This is a genomic window from uncultured Campylobacter sp., from assembly GCF_937997535.1.
Lineage (GTDB): Bacteria > Campylobacterota > Campylobacteria > Campylobacterales > Campylobacteraceae > Campylobacter_B.
Window position 1 is genome coordinate 1 of record NZ_CALKTT010000012.1, and the last position, 14,798, is coordinate 14,798.

The window sequence follows — 14,798 nt, forward strand, 5'->3', positions numbered from 1 at the left end:
CCGTTAAATTTAAAAAAGGCGAGCCGAATTTGACTCGCCGTAGTAAATTTAATGCCGAACTAAAAGATGTTAAATTTAGCGCTTTCTACCCATTCTTTTTAGATTGTCGCATGCGGACGTATCGCCGCTAAAGCACGCCGAGCGGTAGATGCTTCTAGCTTTTGTTTCATCCTGCGCTACGCCTAGTCCGTGTTCGTAGAGGACTGCAGTGTTTGTGCAACACGGTACGTCGCCTAGTTTGCAGCCTCTATCGTAGGCCGACATGGCGTTTGCGTAGTCCGGTTCTTTGCCGTCGATTGCCGAGCGATAAAACTCGCCTAAGTAGTAGCAAGAGTACGCCCCGCCGTTCGTGCATGAGGCGCTATAGATTTCAAGAGCTTTGTTTGCGTCTTTGCTCACGCCAAGGCCGGTTTGGTACATGTTGGCGAGGTTTGTGCAGGCGGCTTGATAGTTGTTTTTGCATGCTCTTTCATAGTATTTTAGAGCGGTTTTGTGATCTTGCAGATTTTGATAGCTGATGGCAAGATCGTTGCACGCGGAGTAGTTGCCGCTTTCGCATTTGGGCTTTAGTACTTCTATGGCGCGTTTGTTAAAATCATAGTCCGGGTTGTCGCTAGGGCCGCCGCTTGAAGCTGCGCATCCCACGAATAAAAGCCCGATAAAGGTAAGAAGTAAATTCCTCATTTTTTATCCTTTCCGTCGTTTTTAAAATTGTCCAAAGAGGTCATTTAGCGCTTCGCTGATACTAGGGTGGGTGAAAATCTGATTTTTAAAGAAATTAGCACCTGCGCCTAGAGCCATTGCGATGGCGATTTCGTTGATAAGCTCGTTTGCATAAACGCAGTGAAACGCCGCGCCTAAAATTTTGCCGCTTTTTGCGTCCACGATCGCTTTTAAAAATCCCGTTTCGTTGCCGACTACCTTTGCGCCCGGGACTGCAGCTAGTGCGAGTTTTAGGACTTTAAAGTCTAAATTTTGCGCCGCGGCTCGTTTTTCGTTTAGTCCAATGCTAGCTAGCGGAGTCTCGGTAAAAAGCGTGCTGGCGTGAGGCGAGCGGTTTAGAGTGCTGCGTTTGCCGACGCCAAAAAGCTTGTCAAAGACGATGCGAAAATCATCTAGGCTCGTATAGGTAAAAAGCTCGCCGCCGCGAACGTCGCCTACTGCATAGATATGCGGCTGGGCGGTTTGCAAAAACTCGTTTACCGACACGTTTCCTTTGGCATCCGTTTGTACGCCGGCTGCGCTTAAATTTAGCTCCGCAGTCGCCGCTACTCGTCCCGTCGCTAGTAAAAACGCGTCCGCTTCAAGGCTTTTTGGCTCGCCGTTTTGGGTGAAATTTAGCGTGCTATCTTTTAAATTTTTAACTTCGCAGCCCTCTAAAATCTCGACGCCTTGCGTTTGTAGTAGCGCCTTTACGCTCTGTTTTACGTCCTCGTCCTCGTTTTTTAGCACGCCCGAGCGAGCTACGATAGTAACTTTTGAGCCAAACTCGGCAAACATCGAGGCAAACTCAAGCCCGATATATCCGCCGCCTACGACTACTAGGTGCTTTGGAAGCGTTTTTAGGTTTAAAATCCCCGTGCTGTCGTAAGCCAAATTTGAACTAAGCTTAAAGCTAGGTTTTTCGTTAATCGAGCCCGTATTTATGACGATCGTTGGCGCGGTCAGCACGCTTTTTGAGCCGTCTGCGGCCGAGACTTCTACACTATTTTTATCTATAAATTTAGCCGTGCCGTTTATCACGTCGATGTTTGCGTTGCCGTCAAGCATAGCGAAATTTTTAGCTCTAAGCGCGGAAACGAGAGCGTCTTTTTTCTCGATACTTAGCGTAAAGTATTCGCCCGCGACGTTATTATTTACGTATTGCGCTTCTTTGCTTAAATTTACTAGCTTTTTTGTCGGGATGCAGCCGACGTTTATGCATGTTCCGCCGTACATCTGCGCCGATTTTTCGATCACGGCAACCTTTTTGCCTAAATTTGCGGCTTTTACGGCGAGAGTTTTGCCTGCTTTGCCAAAGCCGATGACGATGATATCGTAGTTTTTCATATGTTTTTTCCTAGTATGTAGTGAGTATTTTCATTTACTCTTTTTATGCTTATTTTGTTCTTTTCAGCCCAGTTTTCGATCACGTTTAGCGCGCCCGGCGTTTTGCCCGCGTTTTTTATCTTAAACACGTCCTCGCTGCCGCTCATCGCTACAAAGCCGCCAAGCGGTTTTAGGTGGTCGTTTAGCGTGATAATGCTGCTTAAATTTAACCCGTCGCAGTTGTTTAGGATGCGCTTAACCTGCGCGGCGGTCGCGTCGTTTTCGTTGTAGCCTAGTTGGTTTAAAAGAGCTGAAATTTCCATATTTTTCCTTTCTAGTTTATGCTTTTCTGACTTACTAAAACGCCCTCAATGAGCTTTTTTATGTCGCCGTCTAGTATCGCGTCGGTTTGGCTATACGCCTCGCCGCTGCGGTTATCTTTGACCTGTTGATACGGGAAAAGCACGTAGGAGCGGATCTGATGACCCCAGCCGATCTCGCTTTTTTCGATACTGCCGGCGGCTTCTTGCTGTTTCATTAGCTCTAGCTCATAGAGGCGCGATTTTAGCATTTTCATCGCGGTGGCTTTGTTTTTGTGCTGGCTGCGGTCGTTTTGACACTGCACGACGATGCTGGTGGGCACGTGAGTGATGCGCACCGCGGACTCGGTTTTGTTTACGTGCTGACCGCCTGCTCCGCCCGCGCGGTAGGTGTCGATTTTTAGATCTTTTTCGTCGATTTCTATCTCGATGTCGTCGTCGATCTCGGGGCTTACCATCACGCTGGTAAAGCTCGTGTGGCGGCGTCCCGCGCTATCAAACGGACTGGTTCGCACGAGGCGGTGGATGCCGTTTTCAGCCTTTAGGTAGCCGTAAGCGTTTACGCCTTTAACGATAAAACTCACGTCTTTTAGTCCTGCCTCTTCGCCCTCTTGGAAGTCCAGGGTTTCGACCTTAAAGCCCTCGCGCTCGCAAAAGCGCAGATACATGCGGTATAGCATACTCGCCCAGTCGTTACTCTCCGTACCGCCCGCGCCCGGATGAATGCTGACGATAGCGTTTTTATCGTCGTTTTCGCCGCTAAGCATCATAGAAATTTCTAAATTTATGATCTTGTCCTCTAGCTCGTCCGCTTCGGCAAAAAGCGAGTTTATCGTCTCCTCGTCGTTTTCCGAGTTTGCCAGCTCATATAGAGCTTTTGCGTCGTCTACGGCATTTTTAGCATTTAGAAATTTATTTAAGATATTTGAAATTTTAGTTTTTTCCTTGCCGATGGCGCCTGCTTTTGCGACGTCCTGCCATAGATTTTGATCGTTTTCAAGCTCCTTGATCTCTTTTAGGCGCGCTTTGATGTTCTCCGGTTTTACGACGCCCGCAATATTTTCGACTTTAGTATTTAGGGTTTTTAAAAGTTCCGTGTATTCGTAATTATCCAAAATTTAAAACCTTTTTTTATGCTTTTGGCGTGATTATAACATATTTTGGATTAAGGTTGTTTATAAAATTTTATTTAAGGCGGGCATTATGAAGCATTTATCTATTAGGGATATCAAAACCTGCTTGATATTGCCGTGATTAATCAGTTTAAGCTCCGTCGAGAGATCGGGCAAGGGGTCGTTTAGTAGCAGTTTTAGCTTTGCTTCTTCTAGCTTCAGCTTTTTGCAATCGGCTTTTCTGTCTTCAAGCATAGACACCACTAGTCTTAGCTTTTCTTTTGTCATTTCGCTTTGCACGAAAGTACCTTATACACGATAATGGAACATAAAAAAGCCGCAATGGAGCAGGCAAAATACGCCCAAATTTCTCCGATAGTTTTTTCAAGAAGCGCGTACAGCCCTAGCAAAAAGAAAACTAAGCCTATAATGCAAATCACGCCCGTAATTATGTTTAGTAAAACCGAGTTGGCGCTCTTTAAAAAAGAGCGCCTGATATCGCTAGCTTGAGCGTCTACGAGCTCTACTACCGAAACTATAAATTCAGATATGCCGGCCATTATTTTTTCAGCAACCAAGCGAGCAAAAATCCGACGCCAGCAGCGATAGCGACGCTTTTTATCGGATCTTGTTTTATCGTGTCATTCACGCTTTCTATGCCGTCTTTGCCTTTGAGCCTTAGATCATCTATATATTTTTTGATCTCATTGCTGTTTAGCTGATCTAGAATTTTATCTTTGGCAGACTCCGCACGCTCTGCGCCTATGTTTTTGATGGACTTCATAATCTCTTTAAAATCCGCTTTTAAAGAGTCGATATCCTTTTTCAAAGATTCCAAATTTGTCTCTTGAGTAGCCATTTTCGCTCCTTTTGAAGTTTATTTTAGAGCTAAAGCTCGCGGTAGATTTTAGTACTTATTGATTAATGCTCGCTAAATAGATCGCCCTTTCGCACTTAATTTATACCTTTAATATTTTTTGATATAATTGCCAGCCTTAATATTTTATATTGAAAAGAGAGAACAATGCAAATTATTAGAAGCGTAGAAGAGCTAAAAAGCTTCAGAGCGGCGGCAAGCGGCAGCGTGGGCTTCGTGCCTACGATGGGAGCTTTGCACGCGGGGCATGCGAGCCTCATAAAAAGGGCGCGAAACGAAAACGACATCGTAATCGTCTCAACTTTCCTCAATCCGGCGCAGTTTTTGCCGGGCGAGGATCTAAATAGCTACCCAAAAAACGAAGCGGGCGATATTAAAATTTGCGAGAGCCTCGATGTGAACGCGCTTTTTATCCCGAGCGTAGATGAAATTTACGGCTCCTGTGAGCCGGGCATTATCGCGCCTAAGCCGTTAAGCGAAATTTTGGAGGGCAAGACGCGGCCGGGGCATTTCAACGGGGTACTTAAGGTGCTAAATAAATTTTTTAATCTCGTGCGTCCGCTCAACGTATATATGGGCAAAAAGGACGCCCAGCAGCTTTTTATCGTGCAAAATATGGTAAAGAGCTTTTTTATGGATATAAATATCGTGCCATGTGAGATCGTGCGCGAGAGCGACGGCTTGGCGCTTAGCTCGCGCAACGCCTATCTGGACGAGGAGGGTAAGCTTATGGCGCTTAAGCTTTCGCGCTCCTTGCTAAATGCCAGCTCGCTTATTAAAAAAGGCGAGATCAGCCTAAACATCGTCCGCGAAAAGATGCTTAGCGTGCTTGAGCCGCTGGCGGTCGATTATATAGCGTTCGTGGATTATAAATTTAATGAAATTTCGCAGATCAAGTCGGGAGATACTATCATTTTAGTAGCCGCCAAGGTAGGCACGACCCGTCTGATCGATAATATCTGGCTGTAAAATGGCAAAACTCCATCTCGTTTCTCTAGGCTGCAATAAAAATTTAGTCGATAGCGAGATCATGCTTGGGCGCTTGCAAAACTATGAGCTCACGCCCGATGTGGCCTCTGCCGACGTCATCATCGTAAATACCTGCGGTTTCATCGCAAGCGCCAAACAGGAGAGTATCCGCACGATTTTGAAGCTTAGCGAGCAGAAAAAAAGCGGCGCGCTGCTGGTCGTCACGGGCTGTCTGATGCAGCGCTACAAGGATGAGCTCATGCGCGAGCTGCCCGAGGTCGATATTTTTAGCGGCGTTGGCGACTACGATAAAATCGATGAGATGATTTTAAAAAAGCAGAATTTATTCAGCCCGCAAACCTATCTGCAAAGCCCCGCGCTTACCTCTTCGCGCGTGATAACAGGCTCAAACTACCATGCTTACGTTAAAATTTCGGAAGGCTGTAATCAAAAGTGCTCTTTCTGCGCCATTCCGAGCTTCAAAGGCCGCCTAAAAAGCCGCAGCATCGAGGATATCGAAGCGGAGGTGCGCGGCTTGGTGGCGCGCGGATTTTACGATTTTAGCTTTATAGCGCAGGATTCTAGCAGCTACGGTCGCGATCTAAGACGCGGCAAAAAAGGCGGATCAAATTTTAAAGACTACCGCGATGAGTTAAATTTTGCAGGCTTTCGCGACGGGCAGAATTCTGATGACTCAAGCGGCGGCGCGGCAGATAAAATTTCCGCTCAAGGCAGGCTCACCCGCGGCAAGAGCTCTAGCGAGGAGAACGCAAGCGATGAAATAGCTGATGAGTGGGGCGCCGACCTAGTCGCGCTGATAAAACGCATCGAAAAAATCGAGGGCGTCAAGGTAGCGCGCGTGCTGTATCTCTACCCCACCAGCACCGACGAGCGGCTCATCCGCGCGATCGTGGACTCACCCGTTTTCGCAAACTACTTCGACATGCCGATCCAACACATAAACGACAAAATGCTAAGCCTGATGAAGCGCGGCGCAAGTGCGGCGCGGATCAAAGAGCTTTTAAATTTAATGCGAAGTGCGTCGGGTGCATTTTTACGAACGGGCGTCATCGTCGGGCACCCGGGCGAAACAGACGTAGAATTTGACGAGCTTTGCGACTTTTTGCAGGAGTTTAAATTTGATAGAATTTCAGCTTTTGCTTACAGCAAAGAGGAGGATACGGCGAGCTTTGCGATGTCGCAAATCCCCGCACGGACAATTAGTCGCCGTCTGAATAAAATCGAGAAAATCACGCGCGAGGCGATAGATAGCAGCATGCGCACGCTCGTAGGCAAAAAGATACCCCTAATAATCGAAGGTGCCAGCAGCGAGGGCGAGTTTTTTTACGGCGCCAAGCCTCTTGCATGGGGCAAGGACATCGATGGCGAAATTTTAATCAACGAAAGCTGCGTGCAAAACCTAAAAGCAGGCGGTCTATACGAGTGCGAGATCACGGAATTTGCGGGCGATAGACTGCTCGCGCGAGTACTAAGAAGCTCGTAAGAGAGATGAAAAATCCGCCTGAAATTCCGAGCAAAATTCTAGCCTTGCTGCGGGCTGGCAAAAATCTGCTTGCTTTTTCGCATGGCGTCGATAGCACAGCGCTTTTTTACCTTTTGGATGAGGCGGGCGTGAAATTTGATCTTGCGATCGTGGATTATAACGTCCGCGCACAAAGCAAGGACGAAGTCGCCTCGGCGCGAGACTTGGCGCTTAAATTTAACAAACAAATCTACGCAAAAAGCGTGCGTCTGGGCGCGTTAAATTTCGAGCACGAGGCGCGCGCGGCCAGATACGAGTTTTTCGGCCAAATTTGCCGCGAACGGGGCTATGAAAATTTGATCTTGGCGCATCAGTTTGACGATAAATTCGAGTGGTTTTTGATGCAGCTTGGGCGCGGTGCGGGGCTTAGCGAGCTGCTGGGTATGCAGGAGCTCGAAGCTCGCGAGGACTACGTGATCGCTCGTCCGCTTCTAGGCGTGCGAAAGTGCGAGCTGGAGCAGTTTTTGCGTGAGCGAAACCTAAAATATTTCACCGACGAAACGAATTTGACGAACCGGTTTAAACGCGGCTTTATTCGCGCGAAATTTAGCGAGCCGTTTTTAAACAAATACTTTGGCGGCGTAAAAAAGAGCTTTGAGTTTTTGGCGATCGACGCGTTAAGCTTAACTCCCGAAATTTCTAATCCTGCGGCAAAAATTTATCTCATAAAACGCGGCCGGGGCGAGCTTCGCGGCGTAGATCAGGCGTGCAAGCGGCTAGGACTAGTGCTAAGCTCGGCACAGCGAAACGAATGCGCGCGTTGCCTAGAAAACAGCGCAGGCTGTGTGCTAGGCAGCAAGGTAGCCGTAGGAGCGGGCAAAAATTTTATTTTTGTGACGCCATATATCAAAGCGGCGATGGAAAAGAAATTTAAAGAAGCGTGCCGCACCTTAAAAATCCCGCCGATAAACCGCGGATTTTTATTTGCTGAGAGCACGGATTTTGCGCTATTTGAGGAGCTTTTATGAGCGTTTATTTTACCTCCGATCTGCACTTCGGCCACGAGCTGGTGCTTAAAAAATATCCAAATTTTAGAAAAGGCGCAAACGTAGCCGAAATGGATGAAAATCTCATCGCCGCTTGGAATGCGCTCGTTACGCCCAAAGATCTCGTCTATAATCTCGGCGATGTGTCCTTTCACAAGGATTTTGCGCACACTTGTGAGTTACTTCGCAGACTAAACGGGCGACATTTTTTGGTGCTCGGCAACCACGATGGGCGCATCGCTGCGATGAAAAACGAACTACTAAGCGGACGCAAGGCGGACGGCAATTTTATGTTTGAGCAAATCGTGGGATATGCCTTTGTGCGTCTATCGCATAAAAGAGCGGCTCTGTCTCACTACCCTATGATCGAGTGGGCAAACTGCCATTATGGTGCACTGATGCTCTATGGTCACCTGCACGCAGATATCGCCGAGGTTTCAGGCAGAGCGCTAAACGTAGGTTTTGATCTGCACGGCAAAATTTTAAGCGAAGACGAGGTGTGGTCGTATCTGAAAGATATCCCGCCCAAGGCCCATCACGCAAGCGAGCTAGAGGGCATTAGCGAGAACGACGATGTGGAGCAAAGGCAGGCTTTGATAGAAAATTTTTTACGTAAAATTAATCGGGATTCGTGAAAAAGATAAAATTTACGGCGCAAGACGGACCCTTTGCGGCAAATAAGCTTAAATTTAAAAGCAAGTCGTTTAAAATACGGATGATTTTATCTAGTCAAAATTCCATTATGTAACGCGAGATAAATTTAACAAAACGCAATCGCGAACAAGCAACTAAATCGTATCAAGCAAGCGAAATACTGCAAAGATAAAATTTTAAAATTCTGCCTCGGTGCGGAGCGAAAAATTTGATCTAGCGAGCTTCCAGCATTGCGATTTTGTTAATGTAATCGGCGAAATTTAGATTTATCAAATTTGTTTTGATGAAGATGCGCGTAAAAATCACATAACCGATCTCATTACTAAGCGTGCCGTCTGAGTAGATGAAAACATTGGTGAGAAACTCGCTATTTTCGGATTTATAGAAGGTCTCGATCTGAAAATTTAAAAGCTCGTAAAATAGCTCGTCAGTATCGCTCATCGCTGCCTGCATCTCCTCATCGATACGCATTATGTCGGCATAGAGTACGCGCTCTTGGTTGGCGACGACGAAACATGCGCGGTTATTAAATTTCAGCGCGAACATCGCCATGTTTTCAAAATCGCTTTGATTTTTTAGCAAGAAGTATAAAATTTTAAATAAACTAGCGTGCGAGCTAAATTCTATTCCAAAAGTCTCATCCGCCGCCTGTGCACTTGCACGAGGAAATTCCACTATGAAGCTATCATCGACTTTTTGATAAATACTATTTTCTTTAATCATATAATCTTCGTTAAAATGCACCCTTTGATTTTCGTCGTCTATCAGCACGCAAGAGATTAAATTTTTATCACTCAGATCCGCAAAGCCCGCCAGCGAGGTAGCCAGATCGTTTTCTTGCGCGATGGGAAAGCGATCGGATTTCTCATCCAAAATTCTTTTGCCAAAGCCCAATTTTCTATAAAAAAACTCGCATGCGCCGGCACTTTTAGCGACGCTGAGGAATGATTTTGCCTTAAATAGTGCCATTTTCTCTCCTAAAATCGCAATTATACCAAAAGACTATTATTTCAAACTAAAATTTAATGTCCTGCTCAGCGCTTGCAAAAAGTAGTTGCCTAATCGCCTCTTTACCCGCATCAAGGTCAAGCCCTGTCAAATTCAGCGGCGCACTGAGGCTGTAATTTATACGCGAAAACGGCTTTGGCAACACCATCTCGTCCCAACTACGAAATTTCCAAAAACTGCTCGCTTCGTAATTTAGCGCGTAAATGTCTAAGTTTAGCCGCTGCGCAAGGATCACGGCTCCGTCGGCGACGCTATGAAACGGGCCGCGCGGACCGTCGGGAGTGATGATGACGTCGGTGCCGTTTTTTATCTCTTTGATCGCGCCCATAAGGGCTCGCGCGCCGCCCTTGAAACTGCTGCCGCGAATTGCGCCGATACCGAAATGCGAGATCACGCGCGTGATTATCTCGCCGTCTTTGTGATCCGAGATGATGACCTTGGCGCGCCTCTTGCCGAAATCCCGTAGCCACCACCGCCTATAAGCAAAGCTCATCATCGCTAATCTTCCGTGCCAAAACACGACGACGCAGGGCTTTTCGGGCAGCTTCGTGGGGGTAAATTTAACCCTGCACGTTAAAAAAATACACCAAATCAGAATAAAAATGAGATATTCGGCGACGCGGAAAAATAGCCGCTTTTTAAGCGATAACTTTTCCATAAAGCGCCATTCTGGCGGTCTTTTCGATACGTACTCTGCGCGTTTTGCCTAGCAGCTCCTCGCCGCCTTGCGCGCAGATTAAAAAATTTGAAAAGCTTCTACCGCACGCGGTGCCGTCCTCGCGCAGCTCCTCGAAATATACGTCGAAAATTTTATCTTTTTGCGCCCCTACGATCTCGTCTAAAATTTTAGTATGAGCGCTTTGCAACCTGCTTAATCTTTCGCTTGAAATTTCATCATCCAGCAGCTTTAAATTTGCCGCTGGCGTGAGCGGTCTAGGGCTAAATTTAAAGGAAAAAACCTGCTCAAATCTCACCGCCTCTAGCACCTCCATCGTCTCGGCAAAATCCTCCTCGCTCTCGCTCGGATAGCCCACGATGATATCGGTGCTAATCGCCACGCCCGGGCAGCTTTGGCGCAGTTTAAGCGCGCGGTCTAGATACCACTGCTTGGTATATCCGCGCTTCATATCGCGCAAAACCTTACTCGAGCCGCTTTGTAGCGGCATATGCATCGATTTGCAAATTTTAGGGTTATTGCAAAAAACGTCTAGAAATTTATCGTCCATATGCAGGGGATGCGGGCTGGTAAAACGGATGCGCTCGATGCCCTCTATCTTGCTAAGCCGCATGAGCAGGTCGCTGAAGTCGATTTTTTCGTGGGCATTAGAAAAGCGCTTGCCGTAATTATTGACGTTTTGGCCGAGCAAAAATATCTCTTTGGCGCCGCGAGCAGCGGATCTTTCAGCTTCGCGCAAGATGATTTGAGCGGGGATTGAAATTTCATCGCCTCTAGTCTGCGGCACGATGCAGTAGGAGCACTTTTTATCGCAGCCGATCATTATGTTTATGAAGGATTTATATGGCGAGCTCGCAAAATCGCCGAAAGCAAACTCGCTCTCATCGTAGTTTATGTCAGTGCTGATAAATTTAGGCGTACATACAGCTTGCGAAATTTTAGATACGTTTCTGGCGCCGAGTACGAAATCCACGAATGGTGCGCGTTTAAAAATTTCTCCGCCCAGATGACTTGCGGTACAGCCGCAAACGCCGATTTTGGAGCCCTTTTTTCTAGCTTTATCAAATGCACCGATCTCGCTGAAGAGCTTATGCACGGGCTTTTCGCGCACGGAGCATGTGTTTATTAAGATTAGATCCGCGATATTTACGTCGTCGGTAATCTCGTAATCTTGCTCTTTTAGCTGCGCGATAATATGCTCGCTATCGCGCACGTTCATCGCGCAACCTAGGGTCTGGATGAAGAGGAGTTTGCTCAAAGGATATGCACCTCGTACATATACTCGTTTTCGTTCAGCCCGTATCGCACTATGCGCTGATACACGCTAAAACCCTTAGTATCGAAAAAATCCACCAAAGCGGCTAAATCTTTTTGAGAATTTTCTCTATCCAGATAAAATATTTTCTGTCCGCTCTTTTCTACTTGGGCTTGCAAATCCTCGATCTTAACGCTTTTTGGCTTAGAGGCGAGCTCCGTTCTGGCAAGTTTTAGCTGCATGATCTATCCTTTCATTTATCTTTTTAAACCCGCGAGTTTAGCGAAATTTAGATAATAATTCGTTTAAATAAAAATAAAGTCAAAATTCCATATAATACCGCACTTCAAAATTTAAAATCCAAATTTAGTAGCACGAAATTAAATCTTAAGGAAAATTTATGGAAAAAATCACCGACATCATCGAGTCGATTGCAAATGAAAAGGGGCTTGAGCCCGCAGATGTCAAAGAGCGCGTCAAAACGGCGTTCATCCAGACCGCAAAAAGACTTTTCGGCGAGGAGTATCTCTACGACAGCGAAGTCGATCCGCAAACCAAGCGCGTCAAGCTTTATCAAAAGGTTCACGTCGTCGCAGATGATGATGAGCGGCTCGGCGATCACAACTTCATCGCGCTGAGCGAAGCCAAAAAAATAGGCGAAAACGCAGAGATCGGCGATGAGCTAAGCTACGAAATAAATATCGAAAACCTCGGCCGCACGGCTTCCGGCGTGCTAGCTAGAGAGCTAAATTTTCATATACAGCGACTGCTTGAAGAGAAAATTTTTGAAAATTATAAAAGCAAAGTAGGCACTCTCACTCACGGCACGGTCACCAAGATCGATCACGACGGCACGACCTACGTAGAGATCAAGGATACGAAGGCCTTTATGCCGCTTAAAAACCGCATCAAGGGCGAAAATTTCAAGATCGGCGACGTGCTGCAAGCCGTCATCAAAAACGTAGCGATCGACAAATCTCACGGCATCAGACTGGAGCTTTCGCGCACCAGCCCGAAATTCCTAGAAGCCCTACTCGCCACCGAAGTCCCAGAGATCAAAGACGGCAGCGTCATCATCCAAGCCTGCGCCAGAATCCCTGGCAGGCGGGCCAAGATCGCGCTTAGCGCCGTTTCGCCAAACGTCGATCCGGTAGGCGCCACCGTCGGCAAAGGAGGCGCTCGAATCGACGCGGTGAGTAGATTTTTAAGCAAAAATTTGCAAGACGGAAGCGGCGGCGAGAGCATCGACGCGTTTGAATACTCCGCAAGCCCCGAAATTTTGATCACTCGTGCGATGGCGCCTGCGATCGTAAACTCGGTCAAAATAGCGCAGGACGGCAAGGCGATCGTCTATGTAAACCCCGATCAAAAAAGTAAAGCGATCGGCAAAAACGGCCTAAATATCCGCCTAGCTTCGATGCTGTGCGGCTGCGAGATCGAGCTTATCGAAACCGGCTCGGCAAGCGAGAAAAAGGTCTCCACGGAGGAAGGTCTTAAAAATCTCGAAGCGCTTTTCGGCGAGCTGTAGAGCTCGCGCGCTTTGCTTTTTGAAATTTTGTAAGTTACGCGCTCTATAAAATTCCACGCCAACCAAATTTTGCAAATTTAGTAATTAGTGGAATTTCGTAATTTAATACTCCACGAAATTCTATATTACGTAAAATTTTACGCCGTTTCGGAATTTTAAAATTTAGCGCCAAAACAAATTTTGACCGAAATTTTACGGCACGAAATTTTAAGATCAAATTTTATTCATGCGCGGATTTGAATTGACGCGATATTTTAAATTTACACAGCGCGCAAAATTCCAGCCCAAGCTAGGTCGTGCCTACCACTCGTATAAAATTTCAACGCCGCCGTAATGCCAAAACGCCTTCGGCGCGAGGTATTCGCCGCCTAGGACGGCTAGGTTGAGTTTGAAATACTGCGGCGAAAATTCCGTTATTTTTGAAATTTCCTGCTCAAGCAGCGTCGTGCAGTAGAGGTTCGCTTCGCCGCGAGGTCTTAGCGTAAAGTCTTCGCCGACGCGCCTAAGTAAAGAGGCAGCGAGGCGCGCCTTTTGCTCCTCGCTTAAAAATTTTATCCGCGCCGCGCCGAAGTCTCGTGCATGCGCCAAAAACTCCCGCATCGAAACGGTCGCGACGCCGTCTCGCTCGCCCTCGCCCGTTACGGTGTGTACCACCAAAAGCGGGCGCTCGCGCACGATCATGCCTACGTGCGAGTATTTAAAATCCGTCGCAGTCGCGATTATGCGGCTGTCGGTGACGTCGCCTAGGCGAAAGACGAGATCGCCCGTGCGTAGGTTTGATAAAATTTCATCCGGCACCCGCAGCGGCTCTTTTGTCGTAGGCGCGCGCGTGAGCATCCAAAGCTCGCCGAGCCCGCCTAGAGCGAAGATCAGGCAGACGAGAAGCTTTTTGGCTAAAGCGCAACCTTCCATTTGCCGTCTTTTTTGACGAGTTTAACGCTCTCGGTGCGGTTCGTGCCGTTTTTAAAAGACACGGTGACCTTCACGAGCGCCAATTTCTCGTCGCTATTTTGCAGCTCGCCCGAGACACCCTTTAGCCCGTCGCGCTTGGAAGCCTCCTCCTTGCCGGCACCTGCCATTTGTATCAGTTTGCCGTTTATCATCTGCATAGAGCCGTCGTCCGATCTGTCCTTATCGGGTATGTCTATAACATCCACCAAAGTCTTAGAATCGCCCTCGTATAGGGCTCTGATGAAGTCCTCGGCTACGCCTTTTGGATCGCTGCTGCAGCCCGCTAAAACGAATATCGCAATGAGCGCGAGTAGGAATTTTTTCATAAGCTCTCCTCGTAGAAATTTTGAGACTCTATATACAAACGATAAATATTTTTTAAATTCAGATCTTTCTGCTCGGAGAAATTTATATAGCGTTTGGATTTGTGAAAGGGGTATTCGGTCGTGCTTTTGCTGAATCAAAATAGAATTTTGCATTCGAAGGAAAGCTCGTCTTGCCTCGATAAAATTTTATCTTGCCGAAGCAAAATTTTATAACAGTTTCTGCGAACAGTGTCTTGCGGCACACCACTCAAACGGCGCCCGAACTCATTCGGTAGCGCGCGAAGCGAGCTTTGCTTGTCGGAACTGAAATTTAGCCGTATTTTGCGGCTAAAATTTTAAAATTTCAATGCCGCCTTCGTAGGATTGCTCGCTTGCGATTTAGCTTTTTGCTGCGACGCTCGCGAAATTATAAGGAAATTTTACCTAAATAGGGCTATAATCCAATAATTCATTTCATAAAGGAATATCATGGAGACATGGGCGGTTTGGGCACTTGCATCAGCAACCTTTGCGGCGCTGACTGCGATATTTGCAAAAATCGGACTCGAAGGGATCAACTCCCACT

Annotated in this window: 18 protein-coding genes and 1 pseudogene; 6 read left to right on the plus strand and 13 right to left on the minus strand. The window is 47.0% G+C overall.

From position 1 onward, the window contains the following. Positions 1–75: 75 nt before the first annotated feature. The 7 genes from Q0117_RS01600 to Q0117_RS01630 are packed head-to-tail and all read right to left on the minus strand — an operon-like array spanning position 76 to position 4,319. On the minus strand, positions 76–684 hold the full coding sequence (locus Q0117_RS01600; RefSeq protein ID WP_297921612.1) for a tetratricopeptide repeat protein: 609 nt from the start codon (positions 682–684) through the stop codon (positions 76–78). 21 nt (positions 685–705) lie between these two features. Next, complete coding sequence (locus Q0117_RS01605) at positions 706–2,049, minus strand: FAD-dependent oxidoreductase (RefSeq protein ID WP_297921615.1); 1,344 nt, start codon at positions 2,047–2,049, stop codon at positions 706–708. After that, positions 2,046–2,351: a type II secretion system protein gene (locus Q0117_RS01610; protein WP_297921619.1), complete on the minus strand. Its 306-nt coding sequence runs from the start codon at positions 2,349–2,351 to the stop codon at positions 2,046–2,048. The genes Q0117_RS01605 and Q0117_RS01610 overlap by 4 nt, the downstream gene beginning before the upstream one ends. A gap of 11 nt (positions 2,352–2,362) precedes the next feature. Further along, positions 2,363–3,463 carry a peptide chain release factor 2 gene (gene prfB, locus Q0117_RS01615; RefSeq protein ID WP_297921622.1) on the minus strand — a complete coding sequence of 367 codons (1,101 nt, stop codon included), beginning with the start codon at positions 3,461–3,463 and terminating at the stop codon, positions 2,363–2,365. A 60-nt stretch (positions 3,464–3,523) separates the two neighbouring features. Beyond that, entirely contained in the window at positions 3,524–3,760 is a 237-nt protein-coding gene (locus Q0117_RS01620; RefSeq protein WP_297921625.1) for a hypothetical protein, read from the minus strand. Continuing rightward, the gene (locus Q0117_RS01625; protein WP_297921628.1) at positions 3,745–4,020 is read right to left on the minus strand and encodes a hypothetical protein; all 276 of its coding nucleotides are present in this window, start codon (positions 4,018–4,020) and stop codon (positions 3,745–3,747) included. Before Q0117_RS01625 ends, Q0117_RS01620 begins: the two co-directional genes overlap by 16 nt. Next, complete coding sequence (locus tag Q0117_RS01630) at positions 4,020–4,319, minus strand: DUF883 domain-containing protein (RefSeq protein ID WP_297881913.1); 300 nt, start codon at positions 4,317–4,319, stop codon at positions 4,020–4,022. The genes Q0117_RS01625 and Q0117_RS01630 overlap by 1 nt, the downstream gene beginning before the upstream one ends. 165 nt (positions 4,320–4,484) lie before the next feature. On the opposite strand from Q0117_RS01630, the gene panC reads away from it, so the two are divergent. The 4 genes from panC to Q0117_RS01650 are packed head-to-tail and all read left to right on the plus strand — an operon-like array spanning position 4,485 to position 8,470. Further along, complete coding sequence (gene panC / locus Q0117_RS01635; RefSeq protein ID WP_297921632.1) at positions 4,485–5,306, plus strand: pantoate--beta-alanine ligase; 822 nt, start codon at positions 4,485–4,487, stop codon at positions 5,304–5,306. A gap of 1 nt (position 5,307) precedes the next feature. Next, positions 5,308–6,810 carry a MiaB/RimO family radical SAM methylthiotransferase gene (locus tag Q0117_RS01640; RefSeq protein ID WP_297921634.1) on the plus strand — a complete coding sequence of 501 codons (1,503 nt, stop codon included), beginning with the start codon at positions 5,308–5,310 and terminating at the stop codon, positions 6,808–6,810. Positions 6,811–6,815: 5 nt separating this feature from the next. After that, positions 6,816–7,817 carry a tRNA lysidine(34) synthetase TilS gene (gene tilS / locus Q0117_RS01645; RefSeq protein ID WP_297921638.1) on the plus strand — a complete coding sequence of 334 codons (1,002 nt, stop codon included), beginning with the start codon at positions 6,816–6,818 and terminating at the stop codon, positions 7,815–7,817. Beyond that, positions 7,814–8,470, plus strand: a complete 657-nt coding sequence (locus tag Q0117_RS01650) for a metallophosphoesterase (RefSeq protein ID WP_297921642.1) — start codon at positions 7,814–7,816, stop codon at positions 8,468–8,470. The genes tilS and Q0117_RS01650 overlap by 4 nt, the downstream gene beginning before the upstream one ends. Positions 8,471–8,702: 232 nt before the next feature. On the opposite strand, the gene Q0117_RS01655 is transcribed toward Q0117_RS01650, so the two are convergent. The 4 genes from Q0117_RS01655 to Q0117_RS01670 are packed head-to-tail and all read right to left on the minus strand — an operon-like array spanning position 8,703 to position 11,670. Next, the gene (locus Q0117_RS01655) at positions 8,703–9,458 is read right to left on the minus strand and encodes a hypothetical protein (protein WP_297921645.1); all 756 of its coding nucleotides are present in this window, start codon (positions 9,456–9,458) and stop codon (positions 8,703–8,705) included. A gap of 46 nt (positions 9,459–9,504) precedes the next feature. Then, positions 9,505–10,155: a lysophospholipid acyltransferase family protein gene (locus tag Q0117_RS01660; RefSeq protein ID WP_297921648.1), complete on the minus strand. Its 651-nt coding sequence runs from the start codon at positions 10,153–10,155 to the stop codon at positions 9,505–9,507. Then, the gene (gene miaB, locus Q0117_RS01665) at positions 10,136–11,431 is read right to left on the minus strand and encodes a tRNA (N6-isopentenyl adenosine(37)-C2)-methylthiotransferase MiaB (protein ID WP_297921652.1); all 1,296 of its coding nucleotides are present in this window, start codon (positions 11,429–11,431) and stop codon (positions 10,136–10,138) included. Before miaB ends, Q0117_RS01660 begins: the two co-directional genes overlap by 20 nt. Continuing rightward, positions 11,428–11,670, minus strand: a complete 243-nt coding sequence (locus Q0117_RS01670; RefSeq protein ID WP_005870077.1) for an HP0268 family nuclease — start codon at positions 11,668–11,670, stop codon at positions 11,428–11,430. Before Q0117_RS01670 ends, miaB begins: the two co-directional genes overlap by 4 nt. Before the next feature lie 158 nt (positions 11,671–11,828). Between Q0117_RS01670 and nusA the strand changes: the two genes are divergently transcribed. Continuing rightward, positions 11,829–12,956 carry a transcription termination factor NusA gene (gene nusA / locus Q0117_RS01675; protein WP_297921656.1) on the plus strand — a complete coding sequence of 376 codons (1,128 nt, stop codon included), beginning with the start codon at positions 11,829–11,831 and terminating at the stop codon, positions 12,954–12,956. A 300-nt stretch (positions 12,957–13,256) separates the two neighbouring features. Here the strand turns inward: nusA and Q0117_RS01680 are convergent, their stop codons facing one another. Both Q0117_RS01680 and Q0117_RS01685 read right to left on the minus strand, forming a co-directional pair. After that, a complete protein-coding gene (locus Q0117_RS01680; protein WP_297921659.1) occupies positions 13,257–13,868 on the minus strand; it encodes a YiiX/YebB-like N1pC/P60 family cysteine hydrolase in 612 nt (203 codons plus the stop codon). Next, entirely contained in the window at positions 13,850–14,233 is a 384-nt protein-coding gene (locus Q0117_RS01685; protein WP_297921662.1) for a DUF4878 domain-containing protein, read from the minus strand. Before Q0117_RS01685 ends, Q0117_RS01680 begins: the two co-directional genes overlap by 19 nt. Before the next feature lie 468 nt (positions 14,234–14,701). Between Q0117_RS01685 and Q0117_RS01690 the strand changes: the two are divergent. After that, positions 14,702–14,798 (plus strand): annotated as a pseudogene (locus tag Q0117_RS01690) (EamA family transporter); the annotation flags it as partial.

What these genes read in the sequence shown, in the direction of transcription:
- Q0117_RS01600 (WP_297921612.1), bottom strand. Translation starts at nt 684, where the DNA reads ATGAGGAATTTACTTCTTACCTTTATCGGGCTTTTATTCGTGGGATGC.
- Q0117_RS01605 (WP_297921615.1), bottom strand. Translation starts at nt 2,049, where the DNA reads ATGAAAAACTACGATATCATCGTCATCGGCTTTGGCAAAGCAGGCAAA.
- Q0117_RS01610 (WP_297921619.1), bottom strand. Translation starts at nt 2,351, where the DNA reads ATGGAAATTTCAGCTCTTTTAAACCAACTAGGCTACAACGAAAACGAC.
- Q0117_RS01625 (WP_297921628.1), bottom strand. Translation starts at nt 4,020, where the DNA reads ATGGCCGGCATATCTGAATTTATAGTTTCGGTAGTAGAGCTCGTAGAC.
- Q0117_RS01630 (WP_297881913.1), bottom strand. Translation starts at nt 4,319, where the DNA reads ATGGCTACTCAAGAGACAAATTTGGAATCTTTGAAAAAGGATATCGAC.
- panC (WP_297921632.1), top strand. Translation starts at nt 4,485, where the DNA reads ATGCAAATTATTAGAAGCGTAGAAGAGCTAAAAAGCTTCAGAGCGGCG.
- Q0117_RS01640 (WP_297921634.1), top strand. Translation starts at nt 5,308, where the DNA reads ATGGCAAAACTCCATCTCGTTTCTCTAGGCTGCAATAAAAATTTAGTC.
- tilS (WP_297921638.1), top strand. Translation starts at nt 6,816, where the DNA reads ATGAAAAATCCGCCTGAAATTCCGAGCAAAATTCTAGCCTTGCTGCGG.
- Q0117_RS01650 (WP_297921642.1), top strand. Translation starts at nt 7,814, where the DNA reads ATGAGCGTTTATTTTACCTCCGATCTGCACTTCGGCCACGAGCTGGTG.
- Q0117_RS01655 (WP_297921645.1), bottom strand. Translation starts at nt 9,458, where the DNA reads ATGGCACTATTTAAGGCAAAATCATTCCTCAGCGTCGCTAAAAGTGCC.
- Q0117_RS01660 (WP_297921648.1), bottom strand. Translation starts at nt 10,155, where the DNA reads ATGGAAAAGTTATCGCTTAAAAAGCGGCTATTTTTCCGCGTCGCCGAA.
- Q0117_RS01670 (WP_005870077.1), bottom strand. Translation starts at nt 11,670, where the DNA reads ATGCAGCTAAAACTTGCCAGAACGGAGCTCGCCTCTAAGCCAAAAAGC.
- nusA (WP_297921656.1), top strand. Translation starts at nt 11,829, where the DNA reads ATGGAAAAAATCACCGACATCATCGAGTCGATTGCAAATGAAAAGGGG.
- Q0117_RS01680 (WP_297921659.1), bottom strand. Translation starts at nt 13,868, where the DNA reads ATGGAAGGTTGCGCTTTAGCCAAAAAGCTTCTCGTCTGCCTGATCTTC.
- Q0117_RS01685 (WP_297921662.1), bottom strand. Translation starts at nt 14,233, where the DNA reads ATGAAAAAATTCCTACTCGCGCTCATTGCGATATTCGTTTTAGCGGGC.